Here is an 18,239-nt window from a genome sequence, read left to right on the forward strand (position 1 = left end):
TTCAGAAGACGCACAGGGAAAACGTTTGTCTCCTAACAAAGTGGTGAATTTGTTCCCCTTTCAGCCATTTTGTAGCACGTGCGCCGCATTTGCCCAACCTTTCCATTTTAAGGACGAGAACAATGGCCAAAGTTTCACTGGAAAAAGAAAAAATTAAAATTCTACTTCTAGAAGGTCTTCACCCTTCTTCTGTAGAAGTACTGCAAGCCGCTGGTTACACAAACATTGAGTACCACAAAGGCTCGCTACCGGAAGATGAACTTCTTGAAGCAGTAAAAGATGCTCATTTCATTGGTATTCGTTCTCGCACTAATATCTCCCAAGAAGTTATTGATGCAGCTGAAAAGCTGGTTGCCGTCGGTTGTTTCTGTATTGGTACTAACCAAGTCAACCTTCAAGCAGCAGCAAAACGCGGTATCCCTGTGTTCAACGCACCGTTCTCAAACACTCGAAGCGTTGCTGAGCTCGTTCTTGGTCAGGTTCTATTGCTACTACGTGGCATTCCAGAAAAGAACGCGCTTGCACACCGTGGCATCTGGAAAAAGAGTGCCGACAACTCTTACGAAGCCCGTGGTAAGCGTTTAGGTATTATTGGCTACGGTCACATCGGTACTCAACTGGGTATTATTGCTGAAAACCTTGGCATGCGTGTTTACTTCTACGACATTGAAAACAAACTGTCTCTGGGTAACGCAACGCAAGTTCATACCATGACGGAATTACTGAACAAGTGTGACGTAATCTCTTTGCATGTACCTGAAACCAACGAAACAAAAGACATGATGGGTAAAGAAGAGTTCGAGCGCATGAAGCCTGGTTCTATCTTTATCAACGCAGCTCGTGGCACGGTAGTCGATATTCCTGCTCTGTGTGGCGCTCTGGAGTCTGGACACCTTGCAGGTGCGGCTATTGATGTTTTCCCAACAGAACCAAAAACCAATGCAGACCCGTTTGAGTCTCCATTAATGCAGTTCGATAACGTGATCCTAACGCCTCACGTGGGTGGTTCAACTCAAGAAGCACAAGAGAACATTGGTGTTGAAGTTGCTGGTAAGCTAGCGAAATACTCTGATAACGGCTCTACGCTATCAAGTGTTAACTTCCCTGAGGTATCACTACCACTGCATACTGGAACGTCTCGTTTATTACACATTCACGAAAACCGCCCAGGCATCCTAACTCAGATCAACACCATCTTCGCTGAGGAAGGGATCAACATCGCGGGTCAATACCTACAGACTGCGGCTGATATGGGTTATGTCGTTATCGATGTAGAAGCCGATCGCTCTGAAGAAGCACTGCTTAAACTGAAAGAGATCGAAGGCACAATCCGTGCTCGTCTTCTTCACTAATCATCGCACTCAAAATGCATAAAAAAGGCTCTCATCATGAGAGCCTTTTTAGCATTTGGCCTATCGTAGGTAATTAGGTCGTCATGATCCAAAACCTTCTATAGCACTGTCATTACTCTTCGATCTGGTAGATCACATTCACGCGATCACGAATGGTGATCGTTGAGTCTTCATAAGAGTTCGATTCTGTTCTTGCATCCATCGCCATTGAACGCATGAGTACTGGCTGAGAAGATTGGGCGTTGTAATCCACGCGCCATACATCACCTAACTCGCGCTCAAAACCACTCGCCAATGATTTAGCTTTTGATGTCGCATCTTTAATGGCTTCTAAGCGCGCTTGCTCTTGATATTTAGCTTGGTCGCGAACTTGCAGTTGGATGTTGTCGATCTGATTAATGCCTTCTCCAATCGCAATATCCATGTACTCATTAAGATTAGCTAGCTCAGTCACTTGAACGGTCACATTACGTGAGGCGCGGTAGCCAACCAGTTCCGGTTTGCCATCTTTCGGGTAATGATATTGAGGAGATAAATACAGGTTAGAGCTGTGTACACTCGCCTCATCAACACCAGCTTGATGTAGCTTGTTTAGAAAGCCTGTCACGACTTTATCAACGGTATTTTTAGCCTGTTCAGCAGTCATCGTCGATTCCACGACTCTCACAGAGAATGTCGCCATATCAGGTGTAGCGATCACTTCACCATAGCCTGTCGTTGAAATATGAGGAAAGGATGGAGAGTCAGCCAATGATGGAAAACTCACAGCACTCAACGCCGCAGTAAGAGTAAGAGACGTTGCTAACATCTTTGGTACAAGCTTCATTAGGTATGACCTATGCTAAACAAATGTCCTTTCATCATAGAGCAATTTATCGTTTAGCCAATCCAGAGCACACACTTCTAACAGAACTTTGACGCTGAAAAAACCAACAGTTTACTGAGGTAAGTGATTGTGAGCAAAACTCAATATTGCTTGGGATACCTCTTTTAATACTCCGCTCTCAAGCTGCCAATGGTGCCAATAGATGCGATAAGAGAGCAGAAAGCCAGGGGTAATATCAATCAGAGCACCAGACTCGAGCTCATCGATAATCTGTAATCGGGGGATCAAGCAATAGGCTACACCCGATAATGCCAAGCGCACAAATGCTTCTGAACTGCCGATTGTATGATTGATCACACTGTCTCTCGGGACGTTAAAATGATCATGCAGAAACTTCTTATGCAGATCATCGTATTGATCATAGGAAACCGCAGGTGCTTTGCTTAAGGTGGCGTAGTTTACGCCCTCTGCAAAGTAACGCTGATGAAAGTCAGGGCTAGCCACGCACACATAATCCATCCTACCGAGATAGTCAGCACTGCAGCCAGGAATCGCTTGAGACTCCAAACTGATTGCACCGGCCACCTCGCCACTTTTAATCTTTTCAATGGTTCTCGACTCACCATGAATCGCGAGGTTCAACTCGACTTGGCGAGACTTAATCACATCCGACAAAGCTGGTAGCAACCATGTCGCCAAACTATCAGCGTTGGTGGCTATGGATATCGATAGTGGTTGATTACCCTCTTCATTCATCAACTCAGGCACAAGCTCGTGCTCTAACAAACGAACACGGCGATATAAGCCCAGTAGTTTTTTACCCGCAGGCGTTGGCCTAGGCGGGCTTTCTCTCACCAAGGCTGGCTGAGCCAACCACCTTTCCAGCTGTTTGATGCGTTGAGATACCGCCGACTGGGAGATATATAACTGCTCAGCAGCCCTTTCGAAGCTACGTTGTTTTACTACAGCATCCAGTGCTTCAATCCATTTATAATCCAATCCGCGCATCAATTTGCTTCCTTTTTAAGCTAACTCATCACCACATTAGCAACTCTAATAATGGATTAAAATCATTAATTATACTTATTTAAAGGGTCAGAGTATCTTCGCCATATAGCACGTAAATATCGTTAAATAAGTGGAGGTTAAAATGAGTTTTTGGGTTTTATTACAAGGTTTTGGTCTAGGGGCAAGTATGATTATCCCTATTGGCGCTCAGAATGCGTACGTCCTAAATCAAGGGATAAAACGCAATCATCATTTAACGACAGCAACGATTTGTAGCCTGCTCGATACTCTGTTTATCTCATTAGGCATTTTTGGCGGCGGAGCGATCTTGTCGCAAAATGAATTACTGCTTACCTCAGTGACACTAGGTGGCATCGCTTTTCTGACTGTGTATGGTTTGCTCTCACTACGCAGTGCATTCAAAGTGCGCACCAGTGATGAGTCGAAAGGTGAGATATTAGCGCGTGGCAAGCGCACCGTTATTTTAGGGGCATTGGCAGTAACAGTATTAAACCCACATCTCTATTTGGATACCGTGGTAATTCTTGGATCCATTGGTGGGCAATTTGAAGGCAACGACAGAATTGCATTTGCTATGGGGACTATATTGGCTTCGTTCGTCTGGTTCTATTCTTTGTCATTAGGCGCTGCAAAACTAGGCCCGACGCTATCTAAACCTAAGGTTAAGAAAGGCATTGATATCGCAGTCGCAACCATGATGTTCGCCATAGCAACGGTGCTTACCGATGGACTTATTGAGCAATACTGGTAAATCTATTTAGCTTCATGAAACCAACAAAAAAGGCGGATAACCTAAGTTATCCGCCTTTCCTTATAAAAGCTTATAGTTATAAAAACTAACTAGGAATTAAGCTTCTACTTTATTCATGTGTACATCCATTTGCGGGAATGGAATTTCGATACCCTCGTTATCCAAGCCTTCTTTGATTGCTTGCATCAGGTCGAAATAAACATTCCAGTAGTCAGCAGTGCTAACCCATGGACGAACAACGAAGTTAACTGAAGAATCAGCAAGCGTATGAACACCAACTTGAACGCCAGGTTCTTTCAGTACACGCTCATCAGATTCACAGATCTTAGTCAGTAGCGCTTTTGTCTTCTGAAGATCAGCGTTGTAAGAAACACCAATCATTAGATCAATACGGCGCGTCGCATGACGAGAATAGTTTGTGATTGGGCTGCCGATAACGCTACCGTTAGGTACTACAACCATTTTGTTGTCTGGCGTTGTTAGAACCGTTTGGAAGATTTGAATAGAATCAACTGAACCTGCCACACCACCAATTTCCACATAGTCACCAGACTTAAATGGACGGAATGCAACGATAAGTACACCAGCAGCAAAGTTAGATAGTGAGCCTTGTAGTGCAAGACCAACGGCTAAACCAGCCGCACCAATAACAGCAACTACAGATGCCGTTTGAACACCTAAACGACCAAGTGCAGCAATTAAAACAATCACAAACAACAAGTAACGAACTAAACCATGGACGAACTCCACAACTGCTCGGTCCATTTTCTTCTTCTGAAGAACCTTAGACACGCTATTCGCTACTGCTTTAACAATAAGGTTACCAATAAATAGAATTATCAGTGCTGAAATGATATTTACGCCATATTGGATAAATAAATCTGAATTATTTGTTAACCACTGCTCTGCTTGAGACAAACCATCCACAAGTGGAGTCTCAATCGCTGTCGAACTATCAGCCATAATGTGCATCCTCTATATAATATGCTATGGGCTAAACTGCCTTAAGCCTCATTTACTCTGCAATATAATAAACAGTGTAATTACCGTTAAGTCATTGTGTTAAAAGTAAATTAAAGCCAAGTCCTTTTTATAAACTGAACCAAGTTCAGTTTTTCGGCACGATATCCTATCTTTGACAGATTGCAAAGTCATATTTATGTAAGCTTTTGAATTATTAAAACTTACCGATAAACACAAATACCGATAACTAAAAGACTACGAAATTTATTCACCGCACGCTAGGTTTTTCACATATTTAGTACAAGTTTTTATCAGATATAAAAAAACCCGCTCAATGAGCGGGTTTTTAAAACTTAAAGAGTACTTAATTCAAAGAATTATAGTACGTCTACAGCGTTAAGGTCAGCAAATGCTTTCTCTAGACGAGCAACCATTGAAGCTTGACCAGCACGTAGCCATACGCGTGGATCGTAGTACTTCTTGTTTGGAGCAGCTTCGCCAGTTGGGTTGCCGATTTGACCTTGTAGGAAATCGAAGTTGTCAGCAGAGTACTGACGGATACCGTCCCAAGTTGCCCACTGTGTATCAGTATCGATGTTCATTTTGATAACACCGTAGCCGATAGACTCTTGGATTTCTGCTTCAGAAGAACCAGAACCACCGTGGAATACGAAGTTTAGAGCGTTAGGTGCGATACCGAACTTCTCTGCACAGTATGCTTGAGAGTCACGTAGGATAGTTGGAGTAAGTACAACGTTACCAGCTTGGTAAACACCGTGTACGTTACCGAAAGATGCAGCGATAGTGAAACGTGGGCTAACAGCCATTAGTTTCTCGTAAGCGTATGCTACGTCTTCTGGAGAAGTGTAAAGCTCAGATGCGTCCATATCAGAGTTATCAACGCCGTCTTCTTCACCACCAGTACAACCAAGTTCGATCTCGATTGTCATGTTCATTTTAGCCATGCGCTCTAGGTACTTAGCACATGTTTCGATGTTCTCTTCTAGAGACTCTTCAGAAAGGTCTAGCATGTGAGAAGAGAATAGAGGCTTACCAGTTTGTGCGAAGAACTCTTCACCAGCGTCTAGTAGACCGTCGATCCATGGAAGAAGTTTCTTAGCAGCGTGGTCAGTGTGCAGGATAACTGGAACACCGTAAGCTTCAGCTACAGCGTGTACGTATTTTGCACCAGCTACAGCGCCAAGAACTTGTGCGCCTTGACCTTCAAGTTTAACGCCTTTACCTGCGAAGAATGCAGCGCCGCCGTTAGAGAACTGAACAACTACTGGAGCTTTAACTTTAGCAGCTGCTTCTAGTACTGCGTTTACAGAGTCAGTACCAACAACGTTTACAGCAGGAAGAGCAAATTTGTTTTCTTTTGCTACTTCAAATACTTTCTGTACGTCATCGCCAGAAATCACACCAGGTTTTACAAAATCGAAGATCTTAGACATGGAAATAGTCCTATTTATTCTATCGTTTTAAGATTAAAAAACTTAAGTTTAAAAACTTGCAATCGTTTGCTCACAACTTATGCCATTCTAGCAAAAAAGTGTGATATGCAGCAAACGTTAAAAGGCGAGATTCACATCTCGCCTTTCTAAATCAATTATGCTTTAGCACGCTCTTCAAGCATTGCTACTGCAGGAAGTACTTTACCTTCAACGAATTCAAGGAAAGCGCCACCGCCAGTAGAGATGTAAGAAACGTCAGCTTTGATACCGAACTTATCGATAGCTGCTAGCGTGTCACCACCACCTGCTACAGAGAAACCTGCAGACTCAGCGATTGCTTTAGAGATACCAGCTGTACCCGCTTCGAAGTTCTTGAATTCGAATACGCCTACAGGGCCGTTCCAAAGGATTGTTTTCGCGTTGCCGATGATTTCAGCTAGTGCCGCAGTTGAATCTGGACCAAGGTCGAAGATCATGTCGTCGTCTTGAACTTCAGAAACGTGCTTGATTTCAGCTTCTGCGTTTTCGTCGAATGCTTTAGCACATGCAACGTCAGTTGCTACTGGGATAGCACACTCTTTCATTAGCTTTTGAGCCGTTTCAACTAGGTCAGCTTCGTATAGAGACTTACCTACGTTGTGGCCTTCAGCAGCGATGAATGTGTTCGCGATACCACCACCAACAACAAGCTGGTCAGCAATTTTAGAAAGAGATTCTAGAACGGTTAGTTTAGTAGAAACTTTAGAACCACCAACGATAGCCACTAGTGGGCGAGCTGGGTTGTCCATTGCTTTACCAAGCGCTTCAAGCTCAGCAGCTAGAAGAGGGCCAGCACATGCTACAGGAGCGTAAGTACCAACGCCGTGTGTAGAAGCTTGAGCACGGTGAGCTGTACCGAATGCATCCATTACAAAGATGTCACATAGTGCAGCGTATTGCTTAGAAAGTGCTTCTTCGTTCTTCTTCTCGCCTTTGTTGAAACGAACGTTTTCAAGAACAACAAGTTCACCAGCGTTTAGCTCTAGGCCGTTTACGTAATCTTTAGCTAGTTTAACTTCGCAGTCTAGTGCGTCGTTTAGGTAGTTAACTACAGGAGCTAGAGAGAACTCTTCGTTGTATTCGCCTTCAGTAGGACGACCAAGGTGAGAAGTAACCATTACCTTTGCGCCAGCTTCTAGGCAAAGTTTGATAGTTGGTAGAGATGCAAGGATACGTGCATCTGAAGTTACTTTACCGTCTTTTACTGGTACGTTTAGGTCAGCACGGATAAATACGCGTTTACCTGCAAGTTCCAGGTCAGTCATCTTGATCACAGACATGATTTGTCCTCTCAAATTTAAATAAATATAAAGTTTTGGAAACTCAGCAACCCTGCTAAGCCTATAAATTATTCAACTGGTAATTCTTTCACTACTAATAATATGTGGACTCTTAGTATTTATTTCAAGCTAAAAAATAAATAATCCGCACATTTGCTTCTAGGTCTTACTTCTTGCCTTCAGAAGCTTGCATTGCAAGAACCGTATCCAGCATTCGGTTCGCAAAGCCCCATTCATTATCACACCACACTAGCATTTTAACTAAGTGGCCGTTGCTCACTCGCGTTTGTGAACCATCAACGATTGCGCTATGGGGATCGTGATTAAAGTCGATGGAAACGAGCGGCGCTTCAGTATAGTCAACTATATTGTGTAATGTACACTGGGATGCATTAACAATGGTTTGATTTACGTCATTAACTTTCACATTTGCATTAATTGTGACACTTAAATCCATCGCTGTTACGTTTACCGTCGGCACACGCACAGATATAGCTTCAAATTTGTTGGAAAATTTCGGGAAGATTCTTTCAATACCTTTATGCAACTTGGTATCGACAGGAATGATCGATTGGCTTGCTGCTCGAGTACGACGCAAATCGCTGTGGTACGCATCGATAACTTGTTGATCATTCATTGAAGAGTGAATAGTCGTAATCGTACCGGACTCGATACCAAAGGCGTCATCAAGAACCTTAATGATAGGGACAATACAGTTGGTGGTGCACGAACCATTGGAAACGATTTGGTGGTCCGCTTCGATGGTATCGTGGTTCACACCATAGATAATGGTGTTATCGAGGTCATTGGCACCGGGGTGAGAAAACAGTACCTTTTTCGCCCCTGCAGCAATGTGCGCGAGGCCGTCATCTCGGCAACCATAAACACCGGTACAATCGAGAACGATATCCACCTCAAGGTCACGCCAAGGCAACAGCTCAATATCAGCAAGATGTAAGATACGAATGGTATCAAACTCACCCTTGTCTTCAGCACCAATGCCATGATGGACATAAATGTGCTCTTGATCGTTAGAGATTTTCTTACCGAAGCGGCCGTGACTGGTGTCGTACTGCAATAGGTGAGCCATAGCGTCAGGCTGAGCAAGCTCATTGACCGCTACTACTTTGATTTGTTGGCTTTTGCCACTTTCATAGACAGCGCGCAATACATTACGCCCTATTCGTCCAAATCCATTTATCGCGACTTTTAGCATAGTTCCGTACATCTAACCAAAATTTCGTGCAACAGATGATAACTGAATCCTACCCAAAAGGCATTACTTGAATAACTCAGCTTGTTCATGACAGATTGATCTGTTGCTTATAGAGATGAGTCTAGGAGAAACAAATCCCAGAGACAAAAAACCGAGCTCAGCGCTCGGTTTTTTTATTCATTTCATTGTTAGCACTAAGCTAGCAATCAATGATTAAGCAAGAAGCTCTTTCGCGGTGTTTACTACGTTTTCAGTAGTGAAACCGAACATCTTGAATAGCTCGCCTGCTGGTGCAGATTCGCCGAACGTTGTCATACCGATGATCTTGCCACCGAAACCAACGTACTTGTACCAGAAGTCAGCGATGCCAGCTTCTACTGCGATACGAGCAGTAACGTCAGATGGAAGTACAGACTCACGGTATTCAGCATCTTGCTTGTCGAACGCGTCAGTTGCAGGCATAGATACTACGCGTACTGCTTTACCTTCAGCGGTTAACTGTGCAGCAGCTTCAACAGCAAGCTCAACTTCAGAACCTGTTGCAATGATGATTAGCTCAGGCTTGCCTTCACAATCTTTCAGGATGTAACCACCCTTAGCGATGTTAGCTACTTGCTCAGCATTACGATCTTGTTGTGCAAGGTTTTGACGAGAGAAGATTAAAGATGAAGGACCATCTTTACGCTCAATAGCCAGTTTCCAAGCAACAGCAGACTCAACTTGGTCACATGGGCGCCATGTGCTCATGTTTGGCGTTAGACGTAGAGAAGCGATCTGTTCAACCGGTTGGTGAGTAGGACCATCTTCGCCTAAGCCGATAGAGTCGTGCGTGTAAACTTGGATGTTCTGAACTTTCATCAGAGCAGCCATACGCATTGCGTTACGCGCGTATTCCATGAACATTAGGAACGTTGCGCCGTATGGTACGAAACCACCGTGCAGAGCGATGCCGTTCATGATAGCCGTCATACCGAATTCACGTACACCGTAGTGGATGTAGTTACCAGAGAAGTCAGTTGCTTCAAGAGACTTAGAACCAGACCACATAGTTAGGTTAGAAGGCGCAAGGTCAGCCGAGCCGCCCATGAATTCAGGTAGCATTTGACCAAACGCTTCTAATGCGTTTTGAGATGCTTTACGTGAAGCGATGTTTGCTGGGTTAGCTTGAAGATCAGCAATGATTGCGTTTGCTTTCTCTTCCCATTGTGCTGGAAGTTCACCGTTAGTACGACGTTTGAATTCTGCTGCTAGCTCTGGGTAAGCCGCTGCGTATGCGTCAAACTTAGCATTCCACGCCGCTTCTTTTGCTGCGCCCGCTTCTTTCGCATTCCACTCAGCTGCGATATCTGCTGGGATTTCGAAAGGACCGTGTTCCCAACCAAGTGCTGCTTTAGTTGCTGTAATTTCATCAGCACCTAGTGGAGCGCCATGGCAGTCGTGCGTACCAGCTTTGTTTGGAGAACCAAAACCGATGATAGTTTTAGTACAGATAAGCGTTGGACGAGGGTCTGCTTTAGCTGCTTCGATAGCTGCATTGATTGCTTCCGGATCGTGACCGTCTACTGCTGGGATTACGTGCCAGCCGTATGCTTCAAAACGCTTAGGAGTATCGTCAGAGAACCAACCTTCCACTTCACCATCGATAGAGATACCGTTGTCATCCCAGAAAGCAACTAGCTTACCAAGACCTAGCGTACCAGCTAGTGAACATGCTTCGTGAGAGATACCTTCCATCAGACAGCCATCACCCATGAATGCATAAGTGTAGTGGTCTACGATGTCGTGGCCTTCTTTGTTGAACTGTGCAGCCAGTGCTTTCTCTGCCATTGCCATACCAACAGCGTTAGTGATGCCTTGACCTAGAGGACCCGTCGTTGTCTCGATACCAGGAGCGTAACCGTACTCTGGGTGACCAGGAGTCTTAGAGTGCAGTTGACGGAAGTTTTTCAGATCTTCAATTGAAAGCTCGTAGCCTGCAAGGTGAAGCAGAGAGTAAATCAACATTGAACCATGGCCGTTAGACAGGATAAAACGGTCGCGGTCAGCCCACTCTGGGTTTGCTGGGTTGTGGTTCAAGTGGCCACGCCAAAGAACTTCAGCGATGTCAGCCATACCCATAGGTGCGCCTGGGTGGCCTGAATTTGCTTGTTGAACACCGTCCATGCTAAGTGCGCGGATTGCATTGGCTAGATCTTTACGAGAAGGCATGTCTGCTCCTGGATACATAAGCGATTTAAAAAAGAGATAGTGCTAATGTTTTCATTTTAATTAGCGCGGGTATTCTCTCAAACGACTATTGCGACTGCAAACGTTTTACTGGCATTTTAACGGTCATTTTTCGCAATTTTCGAACATTTACATCACTTGGCAGTGGCTTATCTCAATCGATACGCAAACGATTAGTTATGACATATCATAAAAAAGAGCTTGTAATTCGACCGCTGGAATTTAGAATAGCCGTCTAGATGTAGAAACACCTACAAAATATACTGTATTTAATGGCGCGCTTCCTAGCTTGCGACGCCATAAACTATTTACACCAAAAACTAAAAGTGGAGCTCTCATGGCTAAGCACCTATTCACTTCTGAATCTGTTTCAGAAGGCCATCCAGATAAAATTGCAGACCAAATCTCTGATGCTGTTCTTGATGCCATCTTGGAACAAGATCCAAAAGCACGTGTTGCTTGTGAGACTTACGTTAAAACCGGCATGGTTATGGTTGGCGGTGAAGTAACAACGTCTGCATGGGTTGATATCGAAGAAATCACTCGTGAAACAGTACGTGAAATTGGTTACGTTCATTCTGATATGGGCTTTGACGCTGACTCTTGTGCTGTTCTAAACACAATTGGTAAGCAGTCTCCAGACATCAACCAAGGTGTTGATAAAGAAGACCCTAAAGAGCAAGGCGCAGGCGACCAAGGCATCATGTTTGGTTACGCGACTAACGAAACACCAATCCTAATGCCGGCTCCAATTACTTACTCTCACCTTCTTGTTAAGAAGCAAGCTGAAGTACGTAAGAGCGGTAAACTTGACTTCCTTCGCCCTGATGCGAAATCTCAAGTTACGTTCCAATACGACCAAGGTAAAATCGTTGGTATCGACGCTGTTGTTCTTTCGACTCAACACTGCGATTCAGTAACAACACCGGATCTACGTGAAGCAGTAATGGAAGAGATCATCAAACCAGTACTTCCTGCTGAGTGGATCAACAAAGACACTAACTTCTTCATCAACCCAACAGGCCGTTTCGTAATCGGTGGCCCAATGGGTGACTGTGGTCTAACAGGTCGTAAGATCATCGTTGATACCTACGGCGGCGCAGCTCGTCACGGTGGCGGTGCATTCTCTGGTAAAGATCCATCAAAAGTTGACCGTTCTGCAGCTTACGCGGCTCGTTACGTTGCGAAAAACATCGTTGCTGCTGGCATGGCTGACCGTTGTGAGATTCAACTGTCTTACGCTATCGGTGTTGCTGATCCAACATCTATCATGGTTGAAACGTTTGGTACTGAAAAAGTAGCTCACGAAATTATCATTGAAGCAGTTCGTCAAAACTTCGACCTACGTCCATACGGTCTTCAAGAGATGTTGAACCTTCTTCAGCCTATCTACAAGCAGACTGCTGCATACGGCCACTTCGGTCGTGAAGAGTTCCCTTGGGAAGCGACTGACAAAGCAGCAATCCTTGCGGACTTCGCTGGCCTAAAATAATTTAGCCACTGCGATTTGTTTCTTCAAAGCCCTTACTTCTTAGTAAGGGCTTTATTTTTATGTACTTACCTTACTTTCACTCGCCATTCTCTTCTCTAATGCCCTTCTTTACCGTTAACCACTTAGTATAAAAAACCGCTGATAATTTGTGTTTTCTAACACTACTGACAATAGTTAAGGTAACTCCTAAGAGATCAAGCTCACATTTAACTTAAATTAATTCAGCCTGATAACGCTCGTTAAATGCACGCTAGAACAAAAACTGGGATGACAAAGAGCAATTTAGCTCAACACCATAACTCTCACACAAGCCACATCGATGAGCCTTATGGAATTATAACTAGGACGTTATTTAACTAGGGGGATCTATGCCTCGTACCGCGCACCCATCCGAACTGAACGATAAAAAACACAAGGTCAGCGATAAGGATTACGCTCGCACCATTCCTTGTAACCAAATCAGTATTTCCGCACCCTTTCATTGGTTGTCGCTTGCTCTGCATGACTTAGTAAGAATGCCATTAATCAGCGCATTCTACGGTTTGTGCTTTATGGGAGCGGCAATCGCCATTGTTCAGCTTGTCCAATGGCAAGGAACACACTTGGTCGTAATGCCAAGCCTGATCGTGTACATGCTAATAGGGCCGTTTCTTGCTCTGGGCTTGTATGACGCAGCTTGGGAAAGAGAAAAAGGCCACAACGCAAGCCTACTGCACTCGATGAAAGCCATCACTCGCAACTCCACCCACCAATGGGCCTTTGCGATCGTATTGATGGTTGCGATGATATTCTGGATGCGTATCGCTGCGTTATTGCACGCGCTCTACCCTTCAGTGCAAGGCGCACCACTGGCTGAGTTCGCTCCCTTCTTAATTACGGGTTCTGTGATTGGTTTTGTTATCGCAAGCCTCATATTTAGCATCTCAGCATTTTCAATTCCGTTAATGATGGAGAGACGCGTTGATGTGATGAGTGCGATTTTCACTAGCTTTAATGCCGTGAAATCGAACATCCCTGCAATGGTGGTTTGGGCGAGTATTATTTGTGCCGGTATTTTGGTGGGTTTTGCCACCTACGGCATCGGAATGATCGTCACCATGCCGCTACTTGGCTATGCTACATGGCACGCTTATCACGAGATCATTAAGAAAAAACATCACGTGTAAAGCATCGCTAGATCAACAAGCAATGTTATGATTAGGCCTTGGTTTAAACGCTGAGGCCTTTTATTTGGAGTTAACAACGTTTGTCTTACACCCCGCAACAACACCGAGCAAATAAGAAATTGGCCGAATGCCTAGCTATCGCAAATCAACATTTCTCTCGTGAATTTCCACACCCAACTATCACCTTCAAGTTAAGAGGCAAAGCGGCGGGAAAGGCCTACCTTCAGCTCAACGAAATTAAGCTCAACCACGTACTATTTTCTGAAAATGAAGATGCCTTCATCAACGAGGTTGTGCCACATGAACTCGCACACCTGATCACGCATCAGGTTTTCGGACGTGTTAGGCCTCACGGAAACGAGTGGAAATACGTGATGGAAAAAGTATTCAACGTGCCAGCCAGAACAACTCACAGCTTTGAAATCGCGTCAGTTCAAGGAAAAACCTTTGAATATCGATGTGAGTGCACCACTTACCCATTATCAATCAGACGACACAACAAAGTACTTCGGAATCAATCGACCTACCGCTGCCAATTGTGCCAGCAAACCTTAGCTTTCACGGGAACTCAACTAAGCTAGTGACAGGTTGATTTACTCGGTAGAACAAATCTAATAGAGAGATCTAACATTTGAGTGCTAGACTGATGTTTATCATACTTTTATCAGTCTTTTTCTATGCAAAAACTCACCTTCAAAGCATTTGGCCTACCTGTATCTTTTTACTTAACAATAGTATTTGGCCTACTGGTAACCCAAAGCGTTCTCGCCGCACCACCGAGCTCATTTTCCAAAGCAAAAAGAGAAGCGGTGAAGATTTACCTCGACCATCCGACTTCATTTTATTGCGGCTGTGACATTACTTGGAAGGACAAAAAGAAAGGCATTCCCGACCTTGATGGCTGTGGCTATCAAGTCCGAAAACAACAAAAGCGGGCGAGTCGAATTGAGTGGGAACACGTGGTTCCAGCTTGGCAATTTGGCCACCAGCGTCAGTGTTGGCAAGATGGTGGGCGCAAGAACTGCACTCGCAATGACAAAATATTCAAATCCATGGAAGCCGACCTTCACAACCTAACTCCGGCCATTGGCGAGGTTAACGGTGATCGCTCCAACTACAACTTCAGTCAGTGGAATGGCATGGATGGTGTGAGCTATGGTCAGTGTGAAATGCAGGTCAACTTCAAGCAGCGTAAAGTTATGCCGCCAGACAGAGCAAAAGGCTCTATCGCGCGTACTTACCTTTACATGAGCCAAGAGTATGGTTTCAAACTATCTAAGCAACAAACCAACCTAATGATGGCGTGGAACAAGCAATTTCCTGTCGACAAGTGGGAATGTACTCGTGATGAGCGAATCTATGCCATCCAAGGTAATCACAACCCATTTGTTTACCCTGCTTGTAAATAACGTCGCTCGTACAATCAACATTCCTAACTATCTCAAACAAGAGTTTCAGAATTGCCCCTGAAACTCTTGCTCTACCCTTGTTTTTTCAACTAAAAGCATCCATGTTAGGCAGAGACAAAATACCCAAATGAACATATTTATAGGTTTACCAGCATGAGAATCCCTCGTATTCATCACCCAGAACGCATTCATCAGTTAGGTTCACTCGCTTTAGGCGAAGATGCCGCGGGTCATGTTGGTCGTGTCCTTCGCATGAAAGAAGGCCAAGAAGTCCTTCTATTTGATGGCAGTGGCGCTGAATTCCCTGCGACGATAGCCGAAGTATCAAAGAAAAATGTCACCGTTAATGTTTCTGAACGCATCGAACGCAGCAGCGAATCTCCGTTAGACTTACATTTAGGCCAAGTGATTTCACGTGGCGACAAAATGGAGTTCACGATTCAGAAATCGGTTGAGCTTGGTGTGAACACCATTACCCCTTTAATTTCAGAGCGCTGTGGCGTTAAGCTTGATACAAAACGCTTCGAGAAAAAACTCGCACAGTGGCAAAAGATTGCTATCGCGGCGTGTGAACAGTGTGGCCGCAATACGGTTCCAGTCATTCGCCCTATCATGCAACTTGAAGAGTGGTGTAGCGAACCGAGTGAAGCATTAAAGCTGAACTTACATCCTCGTGCAAAATACTCAATTAATACCCTTCCAGAACCTATCAGTAAGGTACGCCTATTGATCGGCCCTGAAGGTGGCTTGTCGGCTGAAGAAATCGGCATGACAGAACAATACAAATTTGAAGAGACGCTACTCGGCCCACGTGTACTTCGTACCGAAACAGCAGCTCTAACCGCAATTACTGCCTTACAAGTCCGTTTTGGCGATCTAGGCTAGGAGAAAAAAATGATCAAACTTGGCATCGTAATGGATCCAATTTCATCCATTAACATCAAAAAAGACTCTAGCTTTGCCATGATGCTTGAAGCTCAGCGTCGTGGTTACGAAATCCATTACATGGAAATGGATGATCTACATTTAGATCAAGGCGTAGCCATTGCTGACACTAAGGTTGTTGAACTAAAAGAAGATCCAAACGGTTGGTACGAGTTCAAATCAGAACAGACTATCGCGCTATCCGACTTAGATGCGGTACTAATGCGTAAAGATCCTCCGTTTGATACTGAGTACATCTACGCAACTTACATTCTTGAGCGTGCTGAAGAGAACGGCGCACTGATCGTCAACAAACCACAAAGCCTACGTGACTGTAACGAGAAGTTGTTCACGGCATGGTTCCCTGAACTGACACCGACCACCATCGTGACTCGTAAAGCTGAAAAAATTAAAGCGTTCCGAGAAGAACACGGCGACGTGATTCTAAAACCACTTGATGGCATGGGCGGCGCGTCTATCTTCCGTGTGAAAGAAGGCGATCCAAACGTATCAGTTATTATTGAAACCTTGACCAACCACGGTCAGAACTACGCAATGGCACAAACTTTTGTTCCAGACATCAGCAATGGTGATAAGCGTATTCTTGTGGTTGACGGTGAGCCAATGCCTTACTGTCTAGCGCGTATTCCTGCAAAAGGGGAAACTCGAGGTAACCTTGCTGCTGGCGGTACAGGTGAAGCTCGTCCTCTAAGTGAAACAGACTGGGCTATCGCAAGAGCAGTTGCTCCAGCACTGAAAGAGAAAGGCTTAATCTTTGTTGGGCTTGATGTTATCGGCGACAAGCTGACTGAAATTAACGTGACTAGCCCTACTTGTATCCGTGAAATTGAAGCCGCTTTTGATATTTCAGTTACAGGTAAATTAATGGATGCAATTGAGCGTCGCGTTAACGCTAAATAGCCTAAACTAAAGAAAGCCTTAGCTATTCGAAAACACAGAAATATCTAGGCAAAGAACAATGAGCGGCTTTACGCCGCTCTTTTTCCTTTACTGGGAACACACTGGCAGGAGGCTCTATGAATTTAACGAACCACTTTCTGGTTGCTATGCCCGGAATGAAAGACCCATACTTTCAAAATTCGGTGATTTACCTTTGTGAGCACAATGACGAAGGCGCGATGGGTTTGATGATCAACGCCCCTATTGATGTCACTGTCGGTAGCATGCTTAAGCAAGTTGAGGTTGATTCTGATCAGCCAAAACCCAACCAAGCAAGTCTTGATAAGCCTGTATTGAATGGTGGACCGGTCGCAGAAGACCGTGGGTTTATTTTGCACAAACCTAAAGGCAACTATCAATCCAGTATCAGCATGACGGATCAAATCTCAGTGACAACCTCAAAAGATATCTTGATGGTGTTGGGCACAGAAGATGAGCCGATGAATTATTTAGTCGCACTTGGGTATGCAGGATGGGAACCCGGACAACTGGAAACAGAACTGACCGAGAACTCATGGTTAACCGTTGAAGCCGATCCGAAGGTCATCTTCGATACACCGATTTCTGACCGCTGGAAAGTCGCTGTACAGATGTTAGGCATTAATGCAGCTCAGCTTTCAGCAGACGCTGGTCACGCCTAGCTCAAATCAACTAAGTAAAATAAACAGACACTCTCAAACACAGATAAATTTGGAAACCCCATGTCACGAACAATTATGGCATTTGACTACGGTACAAAAAGTATCGGTAGTGCGATAGGACAAGAAATCACGGGCACCGCAAGCCCTCTAAAAGCTTTTAAAGCCAAAGATGGCATCCCAAATTGGGACGATATCGAAAAGCAAATTAAGGAGTGGCAGCCGAATCTTATCGTGGTTGGTCTTCCTACCGATCTTCATGGTAAAGATCTAGCCGCGATTACACCAAGGGCGAAGAAGTTTGCCAATCGCCTAAAAGGGCGCTTTGGTGTCGATGTTGAACTGCATGATGAAAGACTTTCTACGACAGAAGCAAGGGCCGACCTTTTTGAAATGGGCGGCTACAAAGCACTAAGTAAAGGTAATGTCGATAACCAGTCTGCAGTCGTCATTTTAGAGAGCTGGTTTGAAGCACAATATTCATAACGAAAATTAAGAGCTCAAAGATTAAACT

The 18,239-nt window shown here is 44.5% G+C and carries 17 protein-coding genes; 10 read left to right on the top strand and 7 right to left on the bottom strand.

Annotated features, from left to right (window positions below):
- The first annotated feature begins 122 nt into the window (after nucleotides 1-122).
- A complete protein-coding gene (gene serA / locus AB4503_RS06715; RefSeq protein ID WP_017059058.1) occupies nucleotides 123-1,352 on the top strand; it encodes a phosphoglycerate dehydrogenase in 1,230 nt (409 codons plus the stop codon).
- Between the two features lie 112 nt (nucleotides 1,353-1,464).
- Here serA and AB4503_RS06720 read toward each other — a convergent pair whose 3' ends face one another.
- Together AB4503_RS06720 and AB4503_RS06725 are read right to left on the bottom strand one after the other, a co-directional pair.
- Nucleotides 1,465-2,178, bottom strand: coding sequence for an oxidative stress defense protein (locus tag AB4503_RS06720; RefSeq protein WP_017059059.1), 714 nt, complete (start codon nucleotides 2,176-2,178; stop codon nucleotides 1,465-1,467).
- Nucleotides 2,179-2,289: 111 nt separating this feature from the next.
- A complete protein-coding gene (locus AB4503_RS06725; protein ID WP_372114050.1) occupies nucleotides 2,290-3,186 on the bottom strand; it encodes a LysR family transcriptional regulator ArgP in 897 nt (298 codons plus the stop codon).
- 142 nt (nucleotides 3,187-3,328) lie between these two features.
- Between AB4503_RS06725 and AB4503_RS06730 the strand changes: the two genes are divergently transcribed.
- On the top strand, nucleotides 3,329-3,958 hold the full coding sequence (locus tag AB4503_RS06730; protein WP_017059061.1) for a LysE/ArgO family amino acid transporter: 630 nt from the start codon (nucleotides 3,329-3,331) through the stop codon (nucleotides 3,956-3,958).
- 96 nt (nucleotides 3,959-4,054) lie between these two features.
- Here the strand turns inward: AB4503_RS06730 and mscS are convergent, their stop codons facing one another.
- The 5 genes from mscS to tkt all read right to left on the bottom strand — a co-directional run bounded on the left by mscS (nucleotide 4,055) and on the right by tkt (nucleotide 11,118).
- Entirely contained in the window at nucleotides 4,055-4,921 is an 867-nt protein-coding gene (gene mscS, locus AB4503_RS06735; RefSeq protein ID WP_017063201.1) for a small-conductance mechanosensitive channel MscS, read from the bottom strand.
- Between the two features lie 377 nt (nucleotides 4,922-5,298).
- Complete coding sequence (fbaA, locus tag AB4503_RS06740) at nucleotides 5,299-6,375, bottom strand: class II fructose-bisphosphate aldolase (protein ID WP_010435694.1); 1,077 nt, start codon at nucleotides 6,373-6,375, stop codon at nucleotides 5,299-5,301.
- Between the two features lie 155 nt (nucleotides 6,376-6,530).
- Nucleotides 6,531-7,694 carry a phosphoglycerate kinase gene (locus tag AB4503_RS06745; RefSeq protein WP_017059064.1) on the bottom strand — a complete coding sequence of 388 codons (1,164 nt, stop codon included), beginning with the start codon at nucleotides 7,692-7,694 and terminating at the stop codon, nucleotides 6,531-6,533.
- A 166-nt stretch (nucleotides 7,695-7,860) separates the two neighbouring features.
- The gene (gene epd, locus AB4503_RS06750; RefSeq protein ID WP_032545627.1) at nucleotides 7,861-8,910 is read right to left on the bottom strand and encodes an erythrose-4-phosphate dehydrogenase; all 1,050 of its coding nucleotides are present in this window, start codon (nucleotides 8,908-8,910) and stop codon (nucleotides 7,861-7,863) included.
- Nucleotides 8,911-9,123: 213 nt separating this feature from the next.
- Nucleotides 9,124-11,118, bottom strand: a complete 1,995-nt coding sequence (tkt, locus tag AB4503_RS06755) for a transketolase (protein WP_102394120.1) — start codon at nucleotides 11,116-11,118, stop codon at nucleotides 9,124-9,126.
- Nucleotides 11,119-11,473: 355 nt separating this feature from the next.
- On the opposite strand from tkt, the gene metK reads away from it, so the two are divergent.
- The 8 genes from metK to ruvX all read left to right on the top strand — a co-directional run bounded on the left by metK (nucleotide 11,474) and on the right by ruvX (nucleotide 18,211).
- On the top strand, nucleotides 11,474-12,628 hold the full coding sequence (metK, locus tag AB4503_RS06760; protein ID WP_017062234.1) for a methionine adenosyltransferase: 1,155 nt from the start codon (nucleotides 11,474-11,476) through the stop codon (nucleotides 12,626-12,628).
- A gap of 368 nt (nucleotides 12,629-12,996) precedes the next feature.
- Nucleotides 12,997-13,794 carry a DUF2189 domain-containing protein gene (locus AB4503_RS06765; protein ID WP_017062235.1) on the top strand — a complete coding sequence of 266 codons (798 nt, stop codon included), beginning with the start codon at nucleotides 12,997-12,999 and terminating at the stop codon, nucleotides 13,792-13,794.
- A gap of 80 nt (nucleotides 13,795-13,874) precedes the next feature.
- A complete protein-coding gene (locus tag AB4503_RS06770) occupies nucleotides 13,875-14,375 on the top strand; it encodes a SprT family zinc-dependent metalloprotease (RefSeq protein ID WP_017062236.1) in 501 nt (166 codons plus the stop codon).
- A gap of 96 nt (nucleotides 14,376-14,471) precedes the next feature.
- Nucleotides 14,472-15,203, top strand: coding sequence for an endonuclease (locus AB4503_RS06775; RefSeq protein ID WP_017063198.1), 732 nt, complete (start codon nucleotides 14,472-14,474; stop codon nucleotides 15,201-15,203).
- A gap of 153 nt (nucleotides 15,204-15,356) precedes the next feature.
- Nucleotides 15,357-16,088 (top strand): 16S rRNA (uracil(1498)-N(3))-methyltransferase, encoded by a 732-nt coding sequence (rsmE, locus tag AB4503_RS06780; RefSeq protein ID WP_017062238.1) that lies wholly within the window; start codon nucleotides 15,357-15,359, stop codon nucleotides 16,086-16,088.
- A 9-nt stretch (nucleotides 16,089-16,097) separates the two neighbouring features.
- The gene (gene gshB, locus AB4503_RS06785) at nucleotides 16,098-17,048 is read left to right on the top strand and encodes a glutathione synthase (protein ID WP_004735482.1); all 951 of its coding nucleotides are present in this window, start codon (nucleotides 16,098-16,100) and stop codon (nucleotides 17,046-17,048) included.
- Nucleotides 17,049-17,164: 116 nt separating this feature from the next.
- Nucleotides 17,165-17,728, top strand: a complete 564-nt coding sequence (locus tag AB4503_RS06790) for a YqgE/AlgH family protein (protein WP_017062239.1) — start codon at nucleotides 17,165-17,167, stop codon at nucleotides 17,726-17,728.
- A gap of 60 nt (nucleotides 17,729-17,788) precedes the next feature.
- The gene (ruvX, locus tag AB4503_RS06795) at nucleotides 17,789-18,211 is read left to right on the top strand and encodes a Holliday junction resolvase RuvX (RefSeq protein WP_004735480.1); all 423 of its coding nucleotides are present in this window, start codon (nucleotides 17,789-17,791) and stop codon (nucleotides 18,209-18,211) included.
- Nucleotides 18,212-18,239 lie beyond the last annotated feature (28 nt).

It is taken from the genome of Vibrio sp. 10N.222.55.B11 (genome assembly GCF_041473705.1).
In the GTDB taxonomy this organism is placed as follows: Bacteria; Pseudomonadota; Gammaproteobacteria; order Enterobacterales; family Vibrionaceae; genus Vibrio; species Vibrio crassostreae_C.

Coding starts and splice junctions, on each gene's coding strand:
- rsmE (WP_017062238.1), top strand. CDS start 15,357: ATGAGAATCCCTCGTATTCATCACCCAGAACGCATTCATCAGTTAGGT.
- epd (WP_032545627.1), bottom strand. CDS start 8,910: ATGCTAAAAGTCGCGATAAATGGATTTGGACGAATAGGGCGTAATGTA.
- serA (WP_017059058.1), top strand. CDS start 123: ATGGCCAAAGTTTCACTGGAAAAAGAAAAAATTAAAATTCTACTTCTA.
- AB4503_RS06730 (WP_017059061.1), top strand. CDS start 3,329: ATGAGTTTTTGGGTTTTATTACAAGGTTTTGGTCTAGGGGCAAGTATG.
- AB4503_RS06765 (WP_017062235.1), top strand. CDS start 12,997: ATGCCTCGTACCGCGCACCCATCCGAACTGAACGATAAAAAACACAAG.
- mscS (WP_017063201.1), bottom strand. CDS start 4,921: ATGGCTGATAGTTCGACAGCGATTGAGACTCCACTTGTGGATGGTTTG.
- AB4503_RS06720 (WP_017059059.1), bottom strand. CDS start 2,178: ATGAAGCTTGTACCAAAGATGTTAGCAACGTCTCTTACTCTTACTGCG.
- AB4503_RS06775 (WP_017063198.1), top strand. CDS start 14,472: ATGCAAAAACTCACCTTCAAAGCATTTGGCCTACCTGTATCTTTTTAC.
- ruvX (WP_004735480.1), top strand. CDS start 17,789: ATGTCACGAACAATTATGGCATTTGACTACGGTACAAAAAGTATCGGT.
- gshB (WP_004735482.1), top strand. CDS start 16,098: ATGATCAAACTTGGCATCGTAATGGATCCAATTTCATCCATTAACATC.
- AB4503_RS06790 (WP_017062239.1), top strand. CDS start 17,165: ATGAATTTAACGAACCACTTTCTGGTTGCTATGCCCGGAATGAAAGAC.
- metK (WP_017062234.1), top strand. CDS start 11,474: ATGGCTAAGCACCTATTCACTTCTGAATCTGTTTCAGAAGGCCATCCA.
- AB4503_RS06725 (WP_372114050.1), bottom strand. CDS start 3,186: ATGCGCGGATTGGATTATAAATGGATTGAAGCACTGGATGCTGTAGTA.
- AB4503_RS06745 (WP_017059064.1), bottom strand. CDS start 7,694: ATGTCTGTGATCAAGATGACTGACCTGGAACTTGCAGGTAAACGCGTA.
- tkt (WP_102394120.1), bottom strand. CDS start 11,118: ATGCCTTCTCGTAAAGATCTAGCCAATGCAATCCGCGCACTTAGCATG.
- fbaA (WP_010435694.1), bottom strand. CDS start 6,375: ATGTCTAAGATCTTCGATTTTGTAAAACCTGGTGTGATTTCTGGCGAT.